Genomic DNA, 21,851 nt, shown 5'->3' on the forward strand with positions numbered 1-21,851 from the left:
CTCGGACGGTCCGCCGCGCCCTGTCCCTTCTGGAGCCGTACTCCTTCGAACGCGTCTACGGCGGCTGGTGGAAGAGGGTCGTGCACACCGACGGCGCCGAAGCCGTCCGCCGCTCCGCCGACCGCTACCTGACCTACGCCCTGGACGACGCCCCGGAGTGATGATCCGGGACCGACTCCATCGACCTTTCCACTTCGTGTGACCAGCGACCGATCGCTCCGAGAGATCACAGGTTGATCACCCGACGCCACAACGCCCACTTGCTCAAATAATCTCCACATGTGCAGAAAGTAGCAAAACCTCCATACGCCAAAATCGGCCGTTCCCTGACAATTTTGAAAGGCGCCACCGAGGACGTCCAAGGCGAGAGTTGCTCGGGTAAGCGGGCCACCGGTCGTCAAACGACCTGGAGTCTCAAGATTGAAGGCCACCATACTCTCCCGGTTTGGCTGCGGGAGTGGAACACGGGTGAGAGCGATGTCGTGCTGGGACGCCCCCCCAACGTACCGCCGATGCCGGAAGCACTGTCAACGCTCCTTAACAGGCGGAGGGCCGGCATCGAGCAGCGACGCGAATCGTTCATGAGCGTCTATCTAGTCCAGCCAAACGATCAAGGCTGGCCAAAGCTGCGCAAGAAGCTCACGTTCGACGACTTCCATCGCGCAGTGGGTTCTGAACTGATCGAAGCGACGCACAACCTCGGTGTCATGTGTATCGCCTCCAAGGAGGAACTTCTCGGTGAGACCGGGCGGAGCATGAACGAGTTGTGTGGAACGTTCAAAACCTATACGGAAGCGGCTCCGGTGGCGCTCTACGTAATCTCGCGAGTGGTCCCCACTCTGCGTGCTGTCAACTGGATGTAAGAGGGACTACGGAACACCATGGAGCGCCTCAATGTTTTCATCCAGGAAGGTGTGGGCGGCGACCTTCGCCTTCGCACCATCGGAAGTGAATCCCAGATCAAGGCCGTTGCGCTTCAAGTAGCCCAACTAGCTGTCGACAATCAGTTCGAACCGGTGGTCATCGCCTCGGTCCCGGGTGACCTGAATACGATCAAAGTACTTCTGGAAAAGTACAAGACTCCAACCGCCGGCAAGGCGAGCGTCTATCAGACGGAGCCCGTTCTCACGCTTCTCAAGGGACTTGGAACGCGGATGACTTCTGCGGCCAAGAAATTCGAGGATACGCTGGCCGCGTACTACGGCCAGGAGATGGCCCGAACCTACGTAAGTCCCGACCCGGTCAATCGCACTGGCAACACGGGCCTTGCCATGATCCAGGACCAAGTCCGCAGTTCCCTGACAGAGCATATCCAAGCACTTGCCGCAGTCGGCCTGATCACCGCCGATGACCTGCTTGCCATCGCAACCAAGATCGAAACCTCTTCATGAGCTGAGGTAAGCATCGGTGGTTTGTTGTGATCGCGGCCGTGGTGGGGTTGCCTCACGAGAGGCAGGATGGAGAGTGAAGCTCTGCTCATTCACCTGGGAGGACATCATGGCTGAGCGGCTTCCCGTTTCTCCGGCTCCGGGTCCGTTGGAAGGCTACCTGGCCTGGTTTCGACGATCTTCTCGTCTCGCGGGCGCAGCGCCGGACGCTGCGGGACTATGTCACGGCGCTGCTGGCCCCGCGTGAGCGCAACAAGACGCTGACCGCGCTGGCGGAGGCTGAGCCGGTCATTGGCGCCACGCACCGGGAAGTCCAGCGACTACAGTGGTTTTTATCCGAATCGCCGTGGGAGCACGAGCCGATCAACGACCAGCGGCGCGCCGCAGGTGACCGCCATGTCGCTGCCCTGCGTAACCTCTTCATTCTGTTTACAGCTGACCGCTAACGACGAACCGACTACATTACGGTTGTGAGCGTGTGGCACGGGCCGGAGGTATGGGAGACGGTCGCCGCCGAGCTCCGTACCTATCGGCGGCGTGGTCTCGGTCAGCTGCTTACCGAGGACACGGTGCGGTTCGCCGCGGCGCGGGCGCTCGTTGATGCCGGTGCCGACCCCGCCGGGCTCCGTGTCGAGTGGCCGCACCCGGTGCTCAAGGGGGCGCGTGTTGACCTTGTAGCCGGTGGTCAGCCACCGGCCGTGCACATCGAGTTCAAGTTTCCGCGAGAGCCCAACGAGCAGAACGCCGCCTGGACGATGGTGCTGGGTGAAGTCCTCAAGGACTTCTACCGGCTCGCCACTTGCCCGGGGCGGGCGGACCGGCTGTTCGTGTACGTCGAGACCGCCCAGTTGCGCCGATACATGGCCGGTGCCGCCCAGCGATACGGCTTAGATCTTGATGTCGGAGAGGTTGCTCTGCGCCCGGCCGACGTGGCGCGGCTGCCGATGACCGCGGCGCAGATCATCGGTGCCGATCTGACCGCTCACCATGTCAAAGCACGGCGCCTCGTGCTCATCGACGTCGACGACGCGCTGCGGCTGGCCGTGTACGAGGTCGACCCGCTAGGCGCGCCACCTGATCCGACCGCTGGTCGTCTGACCGTCGAAGGCACTCCGCTTGATTGGGCCGCTACGGTGGCGGAGCCCGGCGGCGGGCTCTCGTTGCAGACGGCGGGTAAGGATAACGCGCCCGAGCTGCCGACCACCATGGCGGTAGTTCCCGTCGGGACTCGAGATGGTGCTCGACGCGAGATCCTCGAGGCGATCCGCGTCCTGCTCGCCCGTTCCGGTGGCGACACGTTCACCCCCGCGCAGGTTGTGGCCGAGATGGCCCATCGCGGCACCGGCTACGCCGAGTCGACGATCCGCACGATGGTCATCTCGCATATGTGTCGCACCGCGCCGGACAATGCGGCGACCACCTACGATGATCTGGAACGGGTCGACCGGGGCGTTTATCGGCTCGTCTATCACGGCCACGCGGATGGTCAGCCGGTGAGGTAGAACCAGATGAGGCCGTCGTCGCGGATGATGGTGAAGCCGAGTCCCCTGAGGGCCTCCTCAATCTCATCGCGTCGTTCCGCCGGGTAGACGAACTCCGGCTGCTCCCACTCCCGAGAGGGCATTGCGTAGTAGCCGCCCTCGACCTCCCCGAACCGGGCGGCCACCTCGCTCGGCATCCAGGAGTCGGTGTCCAGATCAAGGTCTGCTTCGGGTGAGTCGGCGTACTCGGACACGGTGGTGTCGAACGCCGGGTGACCGTCCACGGTGAACGGTTCATCGTCGCTGGGGCACACGATGTCCCACAGCTCTTCCTCGGTCAGATCATCAAGCTCCTCTTCTGGGTTTCGGTCCTGGTACATGTCCAGGTAGTAGTCGAGGAGACCGTGGCGTTTCGGATCGTCGATTTGGTCGCCCCACCCCGCCGCCCTCACCTCGCCGTAGGTCCGGGCTGCCGCAAGCTTGGCCTGATTGTCGGCACCCCACAGGGCCGTACGCCGGGGGATCATCGTCAGCTTGCCGCGCACGGCGACGGAGGTGACGAGCGTCGGGTCATCGCCGAGATGGGCCAGAAGTCGGGCCGCCGTCCAGCGGTCCGGGTTGGTTTCCCTGGGCTGGTCCTCGGCCTGCGGCGCCGCGTGCACGAGCGTCTCGGGCTTCTCCTCCGGTGCAGGAGCGGGGGCTGCGGCTCGGCGGGCAGCGTGCCAGCGTCGGGGCGTGAGCAGAACCGCATCCTCGTCTCCGGGCCACCAGGTCCGCAGCAGCGCAGGCTGACGACCGCTGGTCGGCGTGGGATGAAGAGCGCGGACGGCGACGGCCCTGACCATCTCCTCCATCGCCGGGACGGTTTCAGAAACGAGAGAAAGCAGACGCGCCGACATAACGGCCCGGTACTCGACACCACTCTGATCCTCACGCCGCCAGTGCCCAGGCGCGAAGCGGCTCAGCTGCGCGTCGGCACGGTTCAGGTCCTGCAGTTGGATGCCGATCGCGTCTCGCGACTCCATGGCAGCCGCTGGGGGCCGGGCGACCAGGCACAACCCCCAGCCGGTGCGCCTGCCGTACTCGACCCGGCCGAAGAACGCCTCTCCCGCCGGGCCGGTCGCCGACATCGCACGCTCTTCCTGTTGGACGCTCCATCCGGAAGGGAACGTTTCGGATGGAGCGTCCAACAATCCGTTCAGCCCCTGCAGGGAGTCCTGCCGTAAGCCGTTGATGCGCGGCGATCGCCCTACCAGCGGGTGAAAGAACCTTCTGCGGCGACCGTCGACGAGCGTGACCGCCGGATACCCGGGGAGGTGATGCCGAGCGATAATCGCCTCCCCGTCGTACACCAACTCGGCCACGCATCCGCTCAGCAGACGAACCGCAGCCAAGCCGCCGAGGATCGGCAAGTCGGAGACAAGCGACAGGATCAGACGGTGCGGGTCGTGGACCAGACGGCCCAGCGACCGCGGGAGCACGAGACCATCGCGGTAGAGACTCCAGAGGTCGGGACCGGTACGTGCGCCACAGGTCAGCCGTACCTCGATGCGAAGGCACGGACGGTCTGGGTCGCCGGTCACGGTCAGCCAGGTGCCGAGCTGGCCAGCGACGAATCCGATGCCGCTATCGTCTTCGACGGTCCACTCCGGCTCCATCGCCAGCTCGTCGACGATCTTCCTCAGGAGCATCTCAGCCATCCCGGCCTTCCTTGTTTTCTCTTTCAGAGCCGCATGGGACCTGCGCAAGCAGCCTGCAGGGGTCTGTGGAACTACTCGATGAGCACGTCAACATGGAGGTCAGGACAGCCATCTGTCAAGGAATGCGCCGTCACGCAAGAGGTGATCTCGGACCACGGTGAATCCGAGGTCGCGGAGCGCCTGCTCGATCTCATCCTGCTTCTCGAGCGGATAGAGATATTCGGCGGGAAAGTAGTCCAGTCCACATCCGTTGTCGGGGGTACCGAAGCGCTCGGCGATCTCGGCTGGCATCCACTCGTCGGTGGCGAGGTGCAACGGGATGCGGCGTTCGTTGTAGTGGTATTCGTACCATTGCTGCTCGTCGAAGCCTTCGTCAAGGTCATTCTCAGTCGGGGCCGGTGGTTCGCGGGGCAGGCTGTTCTCCCACTCCTTGAGCACGACAAACAGCTGCACGGGATTGCTGTTGTCGATGGCCATCGTGGCGGATGGCCAGATCGCGAGGATCTCCACTGCGGTGCGGCGCGGTGAGCCGGTCAATTCGGGCACGATTGTTGGGCCTTTCGTAGGGATCAAGTCATCGGCCACGTTCGGCCTCGTCTCCAGGAGTGCGATAGGGGGTTCCCCGAGGTGTAGACACCGGCTGTTATGCAGCAAATGGCACGCTCTCCGCTAGTCGTTCGTAGTCGATCGGGCTGAGGTAGTTCAGGCTGGAATGCCTTCTGCGGGTGTTGTAAAGGGTGATCCACTTGAAGACTGCCATGACGTCTCCCTACTGGCCCGGGCGCTGGGTGCTCTTGCGCCAGGGCTACTACGCCTGGGCCAAGGAGGGACCCTCACGCCGAGCTCAGGAGGATGCGTGGCTCACGGAGAGATCCGCAAGCATCACACGGCGTCCGATGCACCCGCACACTCCTTCATCTCCCGCACAGCACCATTCCTGGAAGCTGCCCTACAGCGAACTCCCTTTCATGTTCAGGACACAAGAACCGGGGATACGACAGAGCGCCTCGCGGCGCACAAGGTCCGCTCGACCACCCACCTGCAGGAGATGCCGTTGAATCCCCGCTGGTCGGCTGGTTTGCGCACGATCTCGATCGTGGTGCGCAACGTGTCTTTCGCCCAGTCCACCAGTCGGCCCGCGAGGTCCTGGTCGGCGAACACCTGCGTCCGTACCCCGGCGACGATCAACGGTTGAGCAAGGCGCGGATGCGCGCTGCCGTGTCGGGATCGTCCCCGTAGAGCTCCAGTAGTGCGTTGAGGAAGCGGAGTCCTTCCTCGCTGCGTGGTTCGAAGCCGATCTCGGGCTCGTCGAAGTCGTAGTACCGCTCCTCGTCGTCGAGGTCGGTTTCGTCCAGTTCCTCATCATCGTCGAGGTCGGTTTCAGGCAGTTCGTCCTCGACGCCGAGCAGAGAGTTGAGGATGTGGCGGCCGAACCTGAAACCGGTCAGTTCCTCGACGGCGAACTTCGGAAGGTCTCCACGGGCCAGCGTCAGGGGGCGGTCCCACATCTCCTCCTGGAAGTCGCCCCAGGAGACATTGAGACCCGGGCGGATCTCCCCAATGGTCTCGAAGCCCGGGCCGCTGGAGATGCCGCCCCCGTCGAAGTCGTAGCTGATCGACAGGAACGTGCGGGTCAGCACCGGGGTGGGGAAGCTGGCGTCGTTGTTGACGGGGATGAGCGCCCAGCTGTCGTCGAGTCTCGCGGCGAAGTGGAGGATGCCGTTGACGCGCAGCCGGAGGGGCACCAGGTTGTCGAAGTAGCCGATGAGCACATCCTCTTCGACCTCGAAGAAGTCGAGGTCGTCCTGGTTCAGCGAGTCGATCATCTCGCGGCGGTTTGGGTCGGCGCTGAGCCGGATGGTGTCGGCGACCGCGAACAGGGCGTCGGTGGTGATGTCCACCGCCGTGTGCGGGTCGAACGTGAGTAGGTCGGGGACGGCCTGGAGGGCGAGGGCCAGCGGGTCGTCGTCCGCGGTGAGCGGACCCAGTGTGGTGACGGTCTTGGGGATGCCCTCTCCAGTCCTGACCAGTTCCAGGATCTCGTCTCGTATGCGGAGCGCGTACTCGCCACTGCCGGCGGCGTGGACGGTGAGGAAGGACTCCAGCGGCAGGGCGGAGACCTGTTCCTTCCAGTTCCAGCCGAGCAGTGCCGGGCCTTCGTAGGTGGAGACCAGCTTCCACTCCTCCTTCCACGGTTCTTCGAGGATTTCCGGTGGTGCGGCGGGCAGCAGGCGGGGGGTGGGGCCGCCGTAGTGGCGGCACAGGAACTCTCGCTGGCCGTAATCGAGCCTCGTGTAGAAGGCCAGGCCGTGGCCGCGGGCCAGGAGGAGGTCATGGAAGGCGGGCTCGCCGTACCGGGTGCTGGTGGTCTTGAGCGCGGTCAGCAGGAACTGCCGTGCCCGCCGCTTGTTGAGCGTCTGCACGGGAGGCCGGCGAGATTCCTTGTCATCACCCCACCTGGCGGTGAAGGCGTCGACGAGGTCGTCGAAGTCGTCGTCGTCCTCGTCGTCGTCCTCGTCCTCGTCCTCGTCCTCCGGTTCGTCGTCTGCTTCCTCGGGCGGGTCCTTCGGTTCCTCCGATTCCTTCTCCATGGGCGGGTTGGGGTTGGGGAACACGCCGATCAGCGTGGCGGAGTCGTATCGGTCGCTGAAGACCTTCGTTGAGGGCGGGTGCGACCGGCCGGCCGGTCGGGCGAGCACCCGGCCGTTGGCAGCCCGGTAGAAGGCCACGTCGGCTCCGGCGGCGAGCCACTCATCGAACGCCTGGTCCGTGGCGTGCTCGCCGTCGGGGGTGATCTCCGCCGTCGCGAACAGGTTCTTGGCCGTGGTCATGTCCATAGTGGTTGATCCTGGTCCGCTTGGAACTGTCATTCTTCGATTTCGATCACGCACTCGCCCGGGCAGCCCAGATAGTCCCAGGCGGCCACGCGGCGCTCGAACTCCTCGACGCTGCAGCGGGCGACGAGGACATCGCCGTCCTCGACCCCGGTGGCCCAGGCGATGTGCAGGTCGCCGCGGACGTTTCCCGAGCCGGTCCACCAGTGGCTGTTGGAGGGCCAGAAGCCGTTGTCGCATCCGCACGAGTCATGGTCGAAGTACTCGCAGACCCGGGGGATCGGAGGGCCATCTCCTGGATAGATGTCCATCGGGATGAGGGTCCAGCGTCCGTCGACCTCCGCGACCAGGTGCAGGACGCCGTTGATGTGGATGCGGACGGCGGTCAGTCCGTCGTAGCGGGTGCAGGCGCCCCCGTAGCGGGACCAGGCATGCTTACGCCCGGCGTTGTAGTCGTCCCAGTCCTCCTCATCCCAGTCCTCCTCATCCCACTCCTCGTTATCCCAGTCGTCGTCGTAGTCGTACAGCTCCTTCCCCTTCACGGGGTACAGGTCGTCGCCGGTCAGTTGGACGAGGTCGGCGACCCGGTCTTTCCCCTCGACCTCCTCGACCTCCTCGACACGGCAGTCGATCTCCACGGCGGCCTCCGTGGGAAAGGTCAGGAGGTCTGGCACCCGGGCAAGAGCGGTGGCCAGGGCGTCGGCGGGGATGGGCCCGAGGTCGATCGACTCCACCGGGTCCTTGCCGCGGCGGCTGAGAAGTTCCAGTCGGCCGTCGCGGACATGTAGGACCCGTGCCAGCCTTCTGCCGAACATGCGCCAGGCGCGAATGTCGAGCAGGACCTGCCCGGTTTCGCCGAGCGGGCGGCTGGGATACAGGCAGTCCGCGACGAGCCGTTCCGGCTTCGGCGGAGCAGGATGCCGGGGAGCGGGAGCCGTCGGAGCAGCAGGCGAGGGAGCGGAGAGACTGCGCGGCGGCCGGCGCTTCTTCGGGTTCCGGTACGGCAGGCGTCACCGGTTCCCGGTCCCGTGCGGCCGATGCCGTGAGTTCCTCCGGGGCAGGCTGTTCGGCGGAGGTGTCCGACTGCCAGCCCGCCAGGGAGCAGGAGCCGTCGGCGCAGGAGAAGACGCTCAGGCAGATCTCGCTCCACGCGTAGACCACGTCCTGGCCGGACCGGCGGCCCAGCTCGCACGCCTGCTCATGGCTCAGGCCGGCGACCGCGAACGAGGGGGTCATGCGCTCAGGCTCGCCGTACTCCGCCTCCCAGGATCCCTCGGGCCCGACGCCGCCGATCACGTGGATCGTCTCTTGGCTGGGTCGCTGTCTCGTCGGCGTGCCGATGCCGGCGGATGTCACATTGATCCACTGATCGTCGACCCGGATGCGAATGATCGTCATTACTGTCCTTACAGGGCGGCATGGAACGTTCCAGTCCGTCAGGTCCGGCGGCGATGGGAGGCGCCGCCGACGATGTAGCCACTGGTGATGCGGGGGAAGTCCAGGACGCCGGGGGTGGCGCGGTCCTCGTCGGTCAGGCGCGACTCCCACAGGGCCAGGGAGTCGGCGTTGATGCCGCAGACCCGGCCCAGCGCGTCCTCGAAGTGGCAGATGGCGTGAGGGTTGCGGGGCTGGGCGCCGTCGTTGTACGGCTCGCGCCGGGCGATGACGTCGGCTTCCTCATCGCCGGGCCAGCCGGGGCCCAGCAGCACCCGCACGGTCTCCGCGCGGTACCGAAAGGCGGCGTGGAACTGCTCGGCGGTCAGCCAGGCGAGCCGGTCGACGAACAGCGCCGCGATGTCGGGAGGTGTGGCGGCAAGGAGGGCGGCGGGGATGAAGAGGCGGTGCACGGTGTTGTCCCCGCCGCCCAGGGTCCAGCAGCCCGGTGCCACCCCTCCGCGGGCCGCCGCCTCCCGGTTGAGCGTGGCCAGCGTGCGGATGTCGGTGGCGAAATCGGGGATGTCGGGAACCACGCCGCCGGCGATCATATCGCGCCGCTCGGAGGCGAGCAGAAACCCTGCCCCGATCATGATCCCCCAGCCCAGCCGAGGGTTTTCCGCCACATCCAGCGCCATGACCGTGCCCGAGCCGCTCCACAGCTCCAGCCGGTCCTCCCGGGCGGAGTACCACCCCTGACCGAACCAGGTGACATGCCCTTTGGGCAGGCTCTGCCGCACCAGGTCGACGACCGCACGCACCGGCGCGGGGTCGCCGCCCCTGCGGCGGGTCTCGGTCAGCCGGTCCAGCAGCGGATGGGCGATGGTACGGCGGCGCCCGGCGACGAGGGTGAGCGCCTTGCCCGCCCCGAGTTTCTGCTGCGGGATGGAGTTGCAGGCGGCGATCTCCGCGCGGCAGGCCAGCAGTGCGACGAACTCGGCGTACAGTCCGACGAGCCCGGGCTCTTCGGGCACGGGCAGGTCGACGACGAGCGCGACGACCCCGCTGGCCGGATCGTGGACCCACCGGCCCCCCAGCGAGCCGAACTCGGGCGCGCTATTGAGGTAGTGGCAGAACTCCCAGGTCTCCGGCTCATCGGGAGCGTGCCGGGCCAGGCGGGCCTCGATGCGGAGCACCGCCGGCCAGTCCTCCGCGCCGCGGACGGTCAGCAGGACGCTGATCTCTCCGGCGACGAAACCGATCACGCCGGGCACCTGGACGGTCCACTCGGGCTCGATGTCCAGGATGCGCACGATCCGCTGGGACAGGTCGGTGATAATGCCGGGTTCGGGCATGGACGTATTCCTCCGGAGTCTGGGACCCCGGTAGTGCCACACCCCGGTGATCCGCCGTTCCCCACACGCCTCGCGTGGGGCGGGTCGTCACCCGGGGCACCCGCAGCGGGCGGGATGCCGTCCAGCAAGCCGGGGCTGAGCGCTGGATCTCGTGACCTGGCGAGAAAATTAGCACCCCTATCGAATGTCTGCAATATGCCCTTAAAGCTGGACTATGTCTGCGATCTGTGCGAATATCCGGCTTGGTCACGAAGCCGAACGCGCCCCTGGACGATCATCGGCTGGCAACCTCGCAAACCGCGCAAGGTGCCCTCCAGGGAAGACCGGGCCTCCACAGCCCAATGGAGGTAAGCGCGGATCTCCCTGCCAGGCAGGTAAGGGGGTCCCCTTCTTGAAGGAGACCTCGTGCACGTCGCTGTTGACCAGTGGACGCTTTATCGGCAGGCAGTCGTGGACGTCCAGCTCGCAGACCGCACTCTGCGAGTGACACCGAGCCCATGGGATATGACCACGGGCTTCTTCCCGGAGTCGTCTGGGAGGACCATCCACGTGATCACAGCGTTCAACCCCGGCGGCCGTACGGTTCCCGCTGAGGACAACTACCGTGCCCAAGGCGTGCTGCTTGACGAAATCGACAGACGCGGAGTCGCATGGTGGCCCGCGGCAGGAGGTGACGCTCATGGCGTCCACGTCGAGAAGAGCGCCGCCGTCGTCGGCCTGAGTGAGGCTGCGGCGTGTGAACTGGGCCGGCGTTTCGGTCAGGATGCCATCTTCGCGTGGACTCCCGGCTCCTGGCGTCTGCTGTCTTGTAGCAGCGACGACTCGGCCGTGTACGGATGGAGGACGACCACGAAGATCGGTAGGCACTGATGGGTGACAGTCATTCGGTGCGCCGTTGCCTGTACTGCCACGGTGAATACGGCTCGCCGCGCTCACCTGCCTGTCGCAGCTACGCCCTCGGTCACGGCGTGCGCCGGATGCCGGACGGTCGCTTCTCGAACGAGCCGGGAGACAGCCGTGACCTGCCCATAGAAATGATCAACGTGGAGCAGAGCGGATTCGTCTCGTTCGCCGTCGAGGACGCACAAGGAACTCTCGATGTCAGCGGTTGGAACCACGATCCGGCCGCCGCTCTCAGGTGGATCACGAGCTCGCGGCAGGCTTCAACCGTGTGGTACCCGCGTCGGCAGACCCTGACAGTCCAGCTGCCGTGCGGGCGCGTGAATGCGATCAGCCTCGACGTGACCGGGGCGACGTCGTGCCGGTCACTGAAGCAGAGGACCTACAAGTCGTGGGCACACAATGCCATCGTTTTGATCCGCGGTGAGGGCGGGGACTACACCTATCCTGTGGTCTGCAACGACTGCGGATGGCGTACGTCCGACCCGCAGCCCTCTACGCCGGAGCAGGCGCATGCCCTCGCCGCGGAGCATTACTCCTACCCGGAGATCATTCCTTGGTAATACCTGGACGATCTTCGGGCGAGTTCCCTGAGCTCAGGGCCGGGTTCGGCGTCGGCTGACCCTGGGGCGGGGAGCGGCGTCCGCAGGCGGTACCACTGCAGATCGTCCAGGCGCGTGCCGCCGGGGCCGGGTAGCAGCCCGTAGAGGAGTGCATCCCGGGCGAAGCCCGCGCGCTCCAGTACCCGGTGCGAGGCGACGTTGCCCGTGTCGGTGCCCGCGATGATCCGGCATAGGGGGGTGTGCTCGAAGGCCCAGTCGACCAGCAGGACGGTGGCCCTGGTGACGAAGCCCCTGCCGCGGAACCGTGGCAGCAGGCTGTAGCCCGTCATGGCCTGGTTCAGCGGCGGGATGATCGAGCCGAGTTGGATGTGCCCGGCGAAGGCGTCGGTCCGCGCGTCGCGGATGCTCAGCTCGACCCGCTCACCGGCCAGCCAGCGCATGCCCGCCTCGCGGCAGAATTCCTCGGCCTTGCCGGGCTGGGGCCCTCCTGAGGCACGCTGTAGCGGACAACGTCGGGCAGATTTTGCAACGCGTGGTAGTCGTCGGCGTCGGCCGCGGTCAGCGGCGTCAGCCGTACCACCCCGTCGGACAGTGAGCCGCCGGGGAACGCGGGCAAAAACGGCCGCACGCGGTCACCGGGGTCGCCGGAGAGCCTGGCGAAGGCCACCAGGTCGCCGCCGGGTGCCGTCGCGCCGGTCCTCGGCCGAGCGCCGCACGCCCTCGCGCCGGAAACCGGCGGCCAGCGCGACCCGCTGGCTGGCCAGGTTCTCGGCGGCGGCCAGCACCTCCACGCGCCGCACCCCCTGGGCGAAGGCCCACCGTGCCAGTGCCGTAGTGACCGCCGTGGCCACGCCGCGTCCCCGCGCCCACGGCGCGATCAGATAGCCGATCTCGCCGTTGCCCCGCGGGTCGAGCGCCTTGAGGTCGATGTTGCCCAGCCACTCGCCCGTCCCGGCGTCCGCGACGGCGAACAAGGCGCCGCCCGCCTCCCACAACTGCTCGGCCAGCTTCAAAAAGCGCATCGCGTCGTCTGGGGTGCACGGCGCGGGCATGGCCGGTATGAACCGAATGATCTCCGGGTCGGCGCAGGCGCGAACGATCGGCTCGACGTCGGCGGCGGTGAGCGCGCGCAGGATGGCGGGACCGGCGCAGCGCCAGGCCGAGGAGGCCCAGGCGGCGCAGCGCCTCACGGCGCGGGATGAGCCCGTCGGCGTGGTCGACCGCGACCTCTTCTGCGAGATACCGCTGGAAGGACGTCATCACTTCACCCTAGAAGGAGACCGCGAAAAATCTCAGAAGGAGCCCGCGGAAAATCGCGGCAAAGACAAGGAGCGTCCCCGGTTCCCAGCTCATGCCGGGGCGTGGGCGGGAGGGGCTCCGCGGGTCCGTGCCGGGGCGTGAGCGGATGGGGGTTCGCCGGAGCGTGAGGGTTATGGGCGCGAGCCTACGCCGGGTCGTGAAGCGTCCCGGACCCCGGGGGATCGGCGGAAGGGAGGCTCCGCAGGCGCCGCCGTATCTCGGTGACCTGGAGGGGCTCGGCGATTCCGTCCCACGGGGCGAGCGCGTCCAGCCCCTTCTCCCGGTGCCGCTGGGCGTTTCGCGGCTCCGCGCCGGCGAGATGCAGCCACGCCAGCGCGGTGCTCACGCCCGTCGTGGGAAGCCGCGTCAGAGCCGAGCGAAGCAGCCTGCCGGCCTCCTCGCGGCGGTTTCGCGGAAGCGCCGCCGCCTGGTGCACCTGGCAGCGGGCCTGGCCGATCGTGTCTCCTGAGCGTTCGTACAGCTGGACCGCCTTTTCCCAGCTCCTCGTGGCATCGTGAGCCCGGCCCAGATACCAGTGGACAAGCGCGAGGAGCTCCCGGCTGTGGGCCTGGGCGTGCACGTCGCCCGCCTGCTCCGAGATCCCGAGGGCCTGGACCAGGGTGCCCAGAGCATCGGCGTACAGGCGGTTGGCCTCGTCTGTCCTGCCCTCGAAGCCGCAGACCTGCCCTCGGCGGATCCTCAGTACGGCCATGTTGATCCACCGGGTGGCCTGCCCGACGGCGTCGCCGCCCGGCAGGGCCTGGCCGTACTGCACCAGCGACGACTCCACCGCGGTGAATTCGTCACCGGTGGCCAGCAGCGTCGCCGCGCGTGCCAGATGGAGCTGGACGGGCCAGGACTCGACCCCGGCCTGTAGCCCCGAGGCGTTGTCGAGATGCTCCTGGGCCGCGCGAGGGTCGCCCAGCGCCAAAGCGATCAAGCACAAACGTAGCTCGGCGGTCGCCTGGACATCGGCATCGCCCAGAGTCCTGGCCGCGTACGTCAGGGCGCGGGCGGCCTCCCGCCTTTCCTGGTGACGCTGCTCAAGGAGAAACCACACCTCCAGGGCGTCCGCGATCCGCCCCAGCGGACCGGCCGCCCGCGGGGACGGTTGCCGCGTCCTCAGGATCTGCAGCAGCGCCCTGTCCTCGATCCCGAACCAGTGGCGGGCCTCCTCCTCGTGGAGCCGTTCGGCGAAGAAGTCGGCTCGATCCGCGAAGCGCTCCACCAGGCGCTGCCACGCCGCGTCCCAGTCCTTCGGCGGCGCCGCGATGGCGCGGGCGGCGTCCACCACGCGGACTCGGGACGTCCGTACCTTCTCCACCAGGCCGTGCTGGCTCAACTCCTCCATCGCCTGTTCGACCTCGGGCTCCGACCCGCCCGCGAGTGCGGTGGCCCCGTCGATCCCGAGCTCGGCGATCGGAGCGCGCGCGAACAGTGCCAGCAGTCGTTGCGCCCCCGGGCTCACCCGCCGCAGTTGCATGGCGAGCAGCACGTGAAGGGTGTGGTCGTGAGGTCCCTGCTCCAGGTCGGTCACCAGGGTCGCTATCGGGACCTGCGGGTTCTCGGCCAGCCAGCGGCCGATTCCGACCGCGATCGCGGGCCTGCGCAGGAACAGGTTCGTCAACCTCTCCGTCGCCGCCGGATCCGCCTCGATCCGTTCCTTCGCGATCTGGGAGCTCAGCAACGCCACACCGTCGTCGGCGTCCAGAAGGCCGATCTGGACGACGGCCACATCCGCGGGAACCGCGTCACCCGCACCGGCCTTGAGTTCCCCGGCGACGATCATCCAGCTTCCCGGCACGTGGCGGGGGAGCCACGCCACCTGGCTCCACCGTTCGACGTTGTCGAGCAGCAGCACCTGGTCGGTGTGCTGAAGCGCGGCGGAGACCTTCCGCGCCGCCCCCTCCAGGCTCTCGATCGGCCCCAGCGGGCAGTCGAGTGTCCGCAGCACCCGTTCCACCACGCTCAGGGTGCCTTCGGGCTCGTCCGGGTCCTGGCCGCGGAGATCCGCGTAGCGTTGCCGGTGGGTCTCCGGAGCCAGTCTCCATCCGGCGTTGACGGCCAGCGCGGAGGTGCCGATTCCGGCCACACCCCGCACGATGACCAGACCTCGCTTCAGGGCCTGGTCGATCACCTCCTCGACCTCGGCCTCCCTCCCGATCAACGGTCTGACCGGTGGGGGGAGCCGCAGGGGTTCGGCCGGTTCCCGGGGCTTCGGGGGCCGCTCGCGCCTGCGCAGCCATCTGGTGGAGAGCAGGAACAGGGCCACGCCGATGGTGAGGCCGGTCGGGACCAGCGGCAGGAAGAAACCGAACGCCGTCTCCATGATGATGGCCGCACCCAGCGGAGGGGCGAAGGCGAGCGCGGCGGCCAGGGACTCCCTGCGGTTCCTGGGCAGCGTCGAGCGCAGCCTGGCCAGCCGCGACCGGGGCTCCCCGGGTGGTTGCCGGGGAGGGAGGCTCATCGGCGGACCCCTTGCGTCAATCCCCGGACCAGCCACCTGCCGGTCGCGAACAGCAGCAGCACGGGTACGGCGGTCAGCACGATCGTCTGGGCCGCCAGCCCACCGGCCGAGGTCGTGAAGTGGCGGGCCTGCTGCAGGACGACCAGAGGCGCCTGATCCGCCGGCCAGTTCAGGAGCAGGCCGAGCACCAGGTCGTTCCACGTGAGCACGAACGCCAGCACCGCCACCGCCACCACGGCGGGACCGCTCTCGGCCGTCACCTGGAACATCGCGGAACGCCCCTCGGCGAGGGGGCGCAGCACCACCGGACGCGGCACCGATGTGAACGCGTTGCGGAGCAGCAGCACCGCCAGGGGCAGCACCAGCGCGGCGTGCACGAAACTCAGGATCATGATGCCGCCCGGCCCCGGGCCCAGTACCTTTCCGAGCGGCAGGGCCAGCGCCTGCGGGGGCAGCACCGTGAGCACGACCGCCCCCGTGGCGACGATCCGTCGCGCCCGGCGAGGAAGCTGTTCGGGCGTCAGGGCATAGGCGGCGGGAACGGCCAGCAGCAGGACGACGACGGCGACCAGCAGTCCGCGCTGGGCCGTGGCCCCCAGCGCGGAGGCGAAGGAACCGTCGCTGAACGCCTCGCCGTACGATCCCAGGCCGTAGCCTCCGGTCCACCACCCGGAGGTGGCGGCCTCCACCGGAGCTCGGAACGACGTGAGCAGGAGGGCGACGAGGGGAAAGGCCCACACCACGGCCACCACGGCGGACAGGACCTGGATGACTCGCCGGGGACGTCCGGGCGCGGGTACGGGCCGATCCTCCCGCCGCGGTCCCGCACTCGGCCAGTCCCGGCGTAGTCGCCACAGCACGAGCATCACCAGCGCGACGGCCATCGCGAACAACAGGATCGCCAGGGCCGACGCCCGGCCGTCTCCGAGATCGTCGCGGTGACGCCACCAGAAAAGCCCCACCACGTCCACCGATGACTGGATCGAACCGGGCACGCCCACCAGGACCAGGTCGAACACGCGGACGGCGGCGGTGAGCACGATCAGCATCACCAGCGCCGCCGTGGGAAACAACGCCGGAACCACCACCGTGCGGAGGCGACGCAGCTTCCCGGCGCCGAAGACGCGTCCCACGCGCAGCAGATCCTCGGGCATGGTGGACAGGCCCACGTGGAAGACCAGGAACGCCAGGCCCGTCCACTGCCAGACGAAGGCCAGGCCGAGAACCAGCCAGATCCAGCCGGGGCCGAGAAAGGCCACGTCACCGGGGAGCAGAGCGCTCACCAGGCCCCGGCTGGGATTCGCGTCGAAGATCAGGCGGAAGGCCACCCCGGTCGTCAGCGGCGAGGTCACGGAGGGCAGCGCCAGTACGGCGAGCAGTACCCATCGCATGCGGGGGCCCGTGTCCCGGGCGAGCCAGGCGAGTCCGAGCCCGAGCCCGCAGACCACCAGCGCGAGCATCAGCCAGAGGGCGTTGTGGAACAGGGCCAGCCAGACCTCGTCATCGGTCAGGACCTTCAGATATCCGTCCAGGCCGCCGTCTTCGGTCACGCTCGTCACCACGGTGACGGTCAGCGGCGCGAGCAGGACGACGGCCGTGAGCACAACCGCGGGAAGCAGGTATCCCCAGGCGCCCCACCTGCCCTGACCGTGCCATCTGGCCGGCGCGCGCAGGTCGTGATGCGGCGTCACGTCGAAGAGGAGGGCGTCCTCGCCCGTCATGACGGCCTCCCCGTCCCGCTGAGCGCCGTCAGCATCGCCATCGCCTCGTCCACCGCCTTTTTCCGGTTGGGAGGCTGACTGCCGGCGGCGACCGCGATGAAGAGTTCGGTCAGGACCCGCCACAGGCCTCGGCCGTCTCCGCCGGCCAGGCCGCCGGTGAGCCGGTCGGAGAGATCGAAGGCGATGTCCCCCCGCAGTTCCATCCTCAGCTCGTCCAGCGCCGGGTGCGGAGGCGGGGCGCTCGTGTTGAGAGACAGGAAACCCCCGGCTTCGATCCAGTGCGTCAACCGCGTTCTCGCCACATCCGGCCCGGTGAGCCAATCCGCGAAGTGCTTACCCCGGTGCTTGGCCGAGGTGAGTGCCACCACCACATCCCCTCCGACCAGTACGGGTGGTTTTTTGCCGCCGGCGGCCCAGGGAAAGCGGAAACTCGTCACCCGTTCCCGCTCCTGCGCCGGAGAGCGATAGCCCTTGATGACCGGCCAGGCGAAATCGGGCCCGGCCACCATGTCCGCGCGGCCGTACCGGAAGACGTCGAGGATCGAGTCGTGAAACTGGGTGGTCAGCGCTTGGCGGCCCCCGCCGGGGAACAGTCCCCGGATGGACCACAGCTCGGCCAACCGCGTGAGCGTCTCTTTGATGGAGTCGTGGCTCCAGCCGTCTCCGGGCTTCCAGCCGCCCTGCGGCGGGAGATGCAGCCTGCCGTAGAGCTCGGCATTGACTCCGAGCAGGACGTTCTCGAACCAGTCGGTGAGAACCCAGCCGTCGGCCGCCCCGATGGAGAGCGGCCGAGGGCCGGGTCTCCCCGCGCGCGTCCTGCACTCATCCACCCAGCTGCCCCAGTCGATGGGCAGCTTCGGGGCGGCGCCGGGGCGGCACCACACGCGTGACTTGTGCGCGACCTTGAACCAGGCACCTTTGATCGAGTTGCCCGGCCCCTGGCTCACCAGGTTCTGCCAGGGGAGGGGGTCGGTGGAGACGAGGTCTTCCAGTCGAGCGCGGATGCCGTCGTCCTCGACCAGCTCCAGCCGTGGCACGATCGCCACATCCGGAGCGGACGCCGAGGCCACCGGGTTTTTGAGCAGAGCGGTGATGTTGTCCCCGGCCGAGTACACGACGGTGGGGGGGCCGTCATAGGCCTTCAGGATGTCGCGGAACTGGTTCAGCTCCCAGCCGCTCCACACCACCGCGATCCGCAGCGGGCCCTCGTCGTCGCACCCGGCGAGTCCCGCCGCCGCCAGGCCTGACAGCACGGTGAGGGCCTGTCTACGATTCATCGGCATCGACGACCTCCCAGGAAAACGTGGAGGCACGGAGCGTCTCGACCCGGTGCCTGTCGTCGCTCACCACCAGGATCGGAAGGTCGGGATAGGCCTTCAGGCTTTCGCTGACCGCGGCGTGACAGGGGGTGTATCCGGCGTGGTCCTCGATCACCACGGCCCTCGCCGCCTGCCAGTGGCACATCGCCCGGGCGAGCGCCACCCGGAGCCTCTCGTCGGGGGAGAGGTCGTGTGGCCGCCAACTGAGGATTCCGTGAAGGTTCAGCCGTCCGGCCACGTAGTTCACCTGCCCTCTCCGGAAGTCGTGGCGATAGCGCCTCCGCACCCCGAACCCGATGTTCTGCTCGATCGTCAGATGGGGGAAGAGGCCGCCTCCGGCGGGCACCAGGGCGATGCCGCGATCTTCGGTGGGGAGCGAGGTGACCTCACGCCCGGAGATCCAGACGGTGCCCGTGAGCGGCCAGGCCTGTCCCAGCAGCACATCGGTGAAGGCGTGGGCATCGGGGGCGTCTCTCGCCAGCACGACGGCGGTCTCTCCCGCGTCGACGACCAGCCGATCAGGCTTCAGCGTCCGTTTGTCCTGGCCGTGCTCCCAGGAAAGACCGTCCAACTGAAGACGTAGTCCGGGCACGGATTCATCAGCTCCGGCAAATGAGGGAATGTCCTTTATTCATATAACGCAGTTCTTCATATAGCACAATGTGATCCGGTCGTGAGGAGTTCCCTATGAAACGCAGCCGAAACGATCCGACCTTCGATGGCTGAGTCGCGACTGAGTCGTAATGCCTTGACCATGTGTTATGCGTGCTGAACTGATTCGGCGGTGCGTGGTAACGGTTTCCGGGACGGTGACGGATGCCCGTGCGGAAGGAAGGCGGTCTCGCATCCGCCGGGGCCTGGTCCGCGGCGTTCTCGCGTCCGCCGCCCGGGAACGCGGTCCGCGACGGCTCTGTGCCGGCCACCGCCCCGGGCCGCCCGTGCGCCAGGCGTCCCCCGAGCCGCCCCGACGGGGTGGTTCCGGGCCCGCCACCAGGTCGGAGAGACTCCCGGCTCCCCGGCCGGGCACGAACCCCCGGCGGTACCTGTGAGTACGGTCACGAATCTGTGGATTCTTCGTTTTCGCTGGAGGAGCGGTCAGGAGGTCACGTGAGGTGATCTAGCGTAGAAACAGAGAAAAACCGATACTTGGAGATGGTTTAGATGCGCAACTCACCCCCCTTCCGTGCGGATCACGTCGGCAGCCTGCTGCGCCCGGCGTCTCTCCTGCAGGCTCGGGACGACTTCGCCGCGGGCCGCATCCCCGCCGACGCGTTGCGCGAGATCGAGGACGAGGCGATCCGCGAGGTCGTACGGCGGCAGCAGGAGGTGGGCCTGCAGTCGGCGACCGACGGTGAGTTCCGCAGGGCGTCCTGGCACATGGACTTCATCTACCGGCTTGGCGGCATCGGCCAGGCCACTGACGAGCACATCACGGTCAAGTTCGAGAACGAGCAGGAAAAGATCGAGTTCACTCCCGCGGCCATGCGGGTCCACGACAAGATCCGGCTCGAAGAGACCATCTTCGCCGACGACTTCACCTTCCTGCGCGACACCGTCACCACGGCCGTGCCGAAGCTGACGATCCCCTCGCCCAGCATGGTTCACTACCGCGGCGGAGCCGCCTCGATCGACCCGGGCGTCTACTCCGACACCGAGGAGTTCTGGACCGACCTCAGCGCGGCCTATGCCGAGGAGGTCCGCAGGCTCGGCGAGCTGGGCTGCACGTACCTGCAGTTCGACGACACGAGCCTGGCCTACCTGAACGACCCGTCGCAGCGAGCGGAGCTCAACGAGCGCGGGGACGACGCCGAGCACATGCACCTGCGCTACATCCGGCAGATCAACAGCGCCCTGGCCGGCAAGCCGGAGGGCATGACGGTCACCACGCACATGTGCCGGGGCAACTTCCGCTCCTCCTGGGCGGCCTCCGGCAGCTACGACTTCGTCGCGGAGGCGCTCTTCGGCGAGCTCGCGGTGGACGGCTTTTTCATGGAGTTCGACGATGAGCGCTCCGGCGGGTTCGAGCCGCTGCGTTTTGTCCCGCCGGGCAAGATGGTGGTCCTCGGCCTGGTCACCACCAAGCGGGGCGAGCTGGAGTCCAAGGACGCCCTCAAGCGCCGCATCGAGCAGGCCGCCAAGTTCGTCGACATCGACCAGTTGTGCCTGTCGCCGCAGTGCGGCTTCTCCTCCACGGTCGAGGGGAACGTCCTCACCCACGATGAGCAGTTCGCCAAGCTGGCCCTGATCGTCGAAACCGCGCAGGAGGTCTGGGGCTGATCCCCGCCGTAGCGGAGCATCCCGTCTCACACCAGGCCAGGCCGGAATTCCGGCCTGGCCTGGTGTCTTGTTCGTCCTGGGCGGTGCTCGCGCTGAGGAGACATTGAGCTCGAACCCGGAGAGATCCGGAGAGGCCCCCGCCGACCTGAAGGTCGGCGGGGGCCTTTTTATATTGCATAACGTACATTTCATGCCTTAATAGTAAAAATGAAAAAAATTAGTGTTGATTAATGTCGCCAATGCTCCAAAAGTGGATGAATGGAAAAAATCGGAAGTATCAATAGTAGCTAGGTGGCATATGTTATTTATTGACCTATGACACGATATGGCTTTGACGTGTCTGATGTTCCTTTTGGTGGGGGGTGGGGAGGTATTGCCTGAGGCCTTTTCGGTCGGAAAATGAGGGGATGTGAGGGGTATGGCTCCGATGGCACTCGGCATTAAAGCCCAGGTGTCCCCGGTGACATCGTCTGTTCGGTGCCGGGCGCGCGTTCGCCGGGCGACGTCGAGCTGCGCGGGGCATATGTGTCTATGGGTGAGGCCGGAAAAGGGGCCGCTTCTCTCCGACGTTCCATTGTTCTGGTGCTAGGGGATCTTCTCCCTGGGCCGTTGCCGTCGGGCGGCGAGCCGGATTTCCGAGATCTCGTCCATTCGTACGTGACTACCGACGTTCGGCCGGGCTGGACGCGACCACCGCCACTCCATGAGGCGGCTCATCGGGTGTGGGCCGAGCCTCAACGTCCATCGACCGGAGGGCGCCAATGACTTCCGTTCGATTCAGCTAAGCATTCGCGCTCAACGCTTCAGCGGATATGTCAAAGGGGACTACGCAATGCCCAATATCAAGAATATCGTCACCACGCTTACTCTCGGCGGCCTGCTCGCGGGAGGCGTGATCGGTTTAGGCGGCGAGGCCATGGCGACCGGTGCCGGTGCGATCGGTTCGGTCAACGCGGTGAGTTCGGCCTGGGGACGGACGACCGACTGGGACTGGGGCTGGGGAAGTGCCACCCGGGGCGGGCACCTCCACAGGGGGGGATGCCACTGGAGAGGTGGCGAGAGATTCCACGCGAGAATCAGATGCGGCAGGCACCACAACAGGGATATCAATATCAATGGGCTTGCCGAGGATCCCCTGGCGATCGTCCGCCAGTTGACGAACCAGGGCTGACC

Annotated in this window: 20 protein-coding genes, 1 pseudogene and 2 riboswitches; of the genes and pseudogenes, 8 read left to right on the forward strand and 13 right to left on the reverse strand. The window is 67.1% G+C overall.

Translation table 11 applies throughout. From position 1 onward, the window contains the following. The first annotated feature begins 281 nt into the window (after window positions 1–281). From CHC08_RS48850 to CHC08_RS39245, 4 genes are all read left to right on the forward strand, one after another. Window positions 282–863: a hypothetical protein gene (locus tag CHC08_RS48850; RefSeq protein WP_143653530.1), complete on the forward strand. Its 582-nt coding sequence runs from the start codon at window positions 282–284 to the stop codon at window positions 861–863. Between the two features lie 18 nt (window positions 864–881). Continuing rightward, window positions 882–1,391 (forward strand): hypothetical protein, encoded by a 510-nt coding sequence (locus CHC08_RS39235; protein WP_089212463.1) that lies wholly within the window; start codon window positions 882–884, stop codon window positions 1,389–1,391. A gap of 230 nt (window positions 1,392–1,621) precedes the next feature. Next, window positions 1,622–1,834, forward strand: coding sequence for a hypothetical protein (locus CHC08_RS53080; RefSeq protein WP_420823607.1), 213 nt, complete (start codon window positions 1,622–1,624; stop codon window positions 1,832–1,834). Window positions 1,835–1,858: 24 nt separating this feature from the next. Then, window positions 1,859–2,890, forward strand: a complete 1,032-nt coding sequence (locus CHC08_RS39245) for a DUF7669 domain-containing protein (protein WP_089212464.1) — start codon at window positions 1,859–1,861, stop codon at window positions 2,888–2,890. Here the strand turns inward: CHC08_RS39245 and CHC08_RS39250 are convergent. From CHC08_RS39250 to CHC08_RS39280, 7 genes are all read right to left on the reverse strand, one after another. Then, the gene (locus CHC08_RS39250) at window positions 2,875–4,569 is read right to left on the reverse strand and encodes a hypothetical protein (protein WP_089212465.1); all 1,695 of its coding nucleotides are present in this window, start codon (window positions 4,567–4,569) and stop codon (window positions 2,875–2,877) included. The genes CHC08_RS39245 and CHC08_RS39250 overlap by 16 nt on opposite strands. Before the next feature lie 99 nt (window positions 4,570–4,668). Further along, on the reverse strand, window positions 4,669–5,154 hold the full coding sequence (locus CHC08_RS39255) for a hypothetical protein (protein ID WP_143653531.1): 486 nt from the start codon (window positions 5,152–5,154) through the stop codon (window positions 4,669–4,671). Between the two features lie 58 nt (window positions 5,155–5,212). Continuing rightward, window positions 5,213–5,329 (reverse strand): integrase core domain-containing protein, encoded by a 117-nt coding sequence (locus CHC08_RS52020; RefSeq protein ID WP_420823605.1) that lies wholly within the window; start codon window positions 5,327–5,329, stop codon window positions 5,213–5,215. A gap of 212 nt (window positions 5,330–5,541) precedes the next feature. Then, a complete protein-coding gene (locus CHC08_RS39260; protein WP_143653532.1) occupies window positions 5,542–5,757 on the reverse strand; it encodes a hypothetical protein in 216 nt (71 codons plus the stop codon). Beyond that, on the reverse strand, window positions 5,754–7,406 hold the full coding sequence (locus tag CHC08_RS39265) for a hypothetical protein (protein ID WP_179282473.1): 1,653 nt from the start codon (window positions 7,404–7,406) through the stop codon (window positions 5,754–5,756). The genes CHC08_RS39260 and CHC08_RS39265 overlap by 4 nt, the downstream gene beginning before the upstream one ends. A gap of 29 nt (window positions 7,407–7,435) precedes the next feature. Then, the gene (locus CHC08_RS39275; RefSeq protein WP_089212470.1) at window positions 7,436–8,218 is read right to left on the reverse strand and encodes a hypothetical protein; all 783 of its coding nucleotides are present in this window, start codon (window positions 8,216–8,218) and stop codon (window positions 7,436–7,438) included. Window positions 8,219–8,839: 621 nt separating this feature from the next. Next, the gene (locus tag CHC08_RS39280; protein ID WP_089212471.1) at window positions 8,840–10,132 is read right to left on the reverse strand and encodes a hypothetical protein; all 1,293 of its coding nucleotides are present in this window, start codon (window positions 10,130–10,132) and stop codon (window positions 8,840–8,842) included. 48 nt (window positions 10,133–10,180) lie between these two features. Beyond that, window positions 10,181–10,289: riboswitch (SAM riboswitch) on the reverse strand. An 87-nt stretch (window positions 10,290–10,376) separates the two neighbouring features. After that, a riboswitch (SAM riboswitch) is annotated at window positions 10,377–10,492 on the forward strand. 45 nt (window positions 10,493–10,537) lie between these two features. On the opposite strand from CHC08_RS39280, the gene CHC08_RS39285 reads away from it, so the two are divergent. Both CHC08_RS39285 and CHC08_RS39290 read left to right on the forward strand, forming a co-directional pair. Further along, window positions 10,538–11,002: a DUF3293 domain-containing protein gene (locus tag CHC08_RS39285; protein ID WP_089212472.1), complete on the forward strand. Its 465-nt coding sequence runs from the start codon at window positions 10,538–10,540 to the stop codon at window positions 11,000–11,002. Beyond that, window positions 11,002–11,595, forward strand: a complete 594-nt coding sequence (locus CHC08_RS39290; RefSeq protein WP_143653534.1) for a hypothetical protein — start codon at window positions 11,002–11,004, stop codon at window positions 11,593–11,595. Before CHC08_RS39285 ends, CHC08_RS39290 begins: the two co-directional genes overlap by 1 nt. On the opposite strand, the pseudogene CHC08_RS52025 reads toward CHC08_RS39290, so the two are convergent. The 6 genes and pseudogenes from CHC08_RS52025 to CHC08_RS39315 all read right to left on the reverse strand — a co-directional run. Beyond that, a pseudogene (locus CHC08_RS52025) lies at window positions 11,571–12,065 on the reverse strand (GNAT family N-acetyltransferase); the annotation flags it as partial. The gene CHC08_RS39290 and the pseudogene CHC08_RS52025 sit on opposite strands and share 25 nt — an antisense overlap. Window positions 12,066–12,227: 162 nt before the next feature. Further along, window positions 12,228–12,785, reverse strand: coding sequence for a GNAT family N-acetyltransferase (locus CHC08_RS52030; protein WP_245878846.1), 558 nt, complete (start codon window positions 12,783–12,785; stop codon window positions 12,228–12,230). Between the two features lie 254 nt (window positions 12,786–13,039). After that, window positions 13,040–15,361, reverse strand: a complete 2,322-nt coding sequence (locus CHC08_RS39300) for a tetratricopeptide repeat protein (protein ID WP_089212474.1) — start codon at window positions 15,359–15,361, stop codon at window positions 13,040–13,042. Continuing rightward, window positions 15,358–17,082 carry an ABC transporter permease subunit gene (locus CHC08_RS39305; protein ID WP_089212475.1) on the reverse strand — a complete coding sequence of 575 codons (1,725 nt, stop codon included), beginning with the start codon at window positions 17,080–17,082 and terminating at the stop codon, window positions 15,358–15,360. The genes CHC08_RS39300 and CHC08_RS39305 overlap by 4 nt, the downstream gene beginning before the upstream one ends. Then, window positions 17,079–18,359 carry a hypothetical protein gene (locus CHC08_RS39310; protein WP_143653535.1) on the reverse strand — a complete coding sequence of 427 codons (1,281 nt, stop codon included), beginning with the start codon at window positions 18,357–18,359 and terminating at the stop codon, window positions 17,079–17,081. The genes CHC08_RS39305 and CHC08_RS39310 overlap by 4 nt, the downstream gene beginning before the upstream one ends. Next, window positions 18,349–18,972, reverse strand: coding sequence for an ATP-binding cassette domain-containing protein (locus tag CHC08_RS39315; protein WP_089212477.1), 624 nt, complete (start codon window positions 18,970–18,972; stop codon window positions 18,349–18,351). Before CHC08_RS39315 ends, CHC08_RS39310 begins: the two co-directional genes overlap by 11 nt. Window positions 18,973–19,562: 590 nt before the next feature. Here CHC08_RS39315 and CHC08_RS39320 point away from each other — a divergent pair. Both CHC08_RS39320 and CHC08_RS39325 read left to right on the forward strand, forming a co-directional pair. Next, window positions 19,563–20,678, forward strand: coding sequence for a 5-methyltetrahydropteroyltriglutamate--homocysteine S-methyltransferase (locus CHC08_RS39320; protein WP_089212478.1), 1,116 nt, complete (start codon window positions 19,563–19,565; stop codon window positions 20,676–20,678). An 832-nt stretch (window positions 20,679–21,510) separates the two neighbouring features. Further along, complete coding sequence (locus CHC08_RS39325; RefSeq protein WP_089212479.1) at window positions 21,511–21,849, forward strand: hypothetical protein; 339 nt, start codon at window positions 21,511–21,513, stop codon at window positions 21,847–21,849. Window positions 21,850–21,851: the final 2 nt, after the last annotated feature.

Origin of the sequence: Streptosporangium subroseum, assembly GCF_900188345.1 — a bacterium.
Lineage (GTDB): Bacteria > Actinomycetota > Actinomycetes > Streptosporangiales > Streptosporangiaceae > Streptosporangium > Streptosporangium subroseum.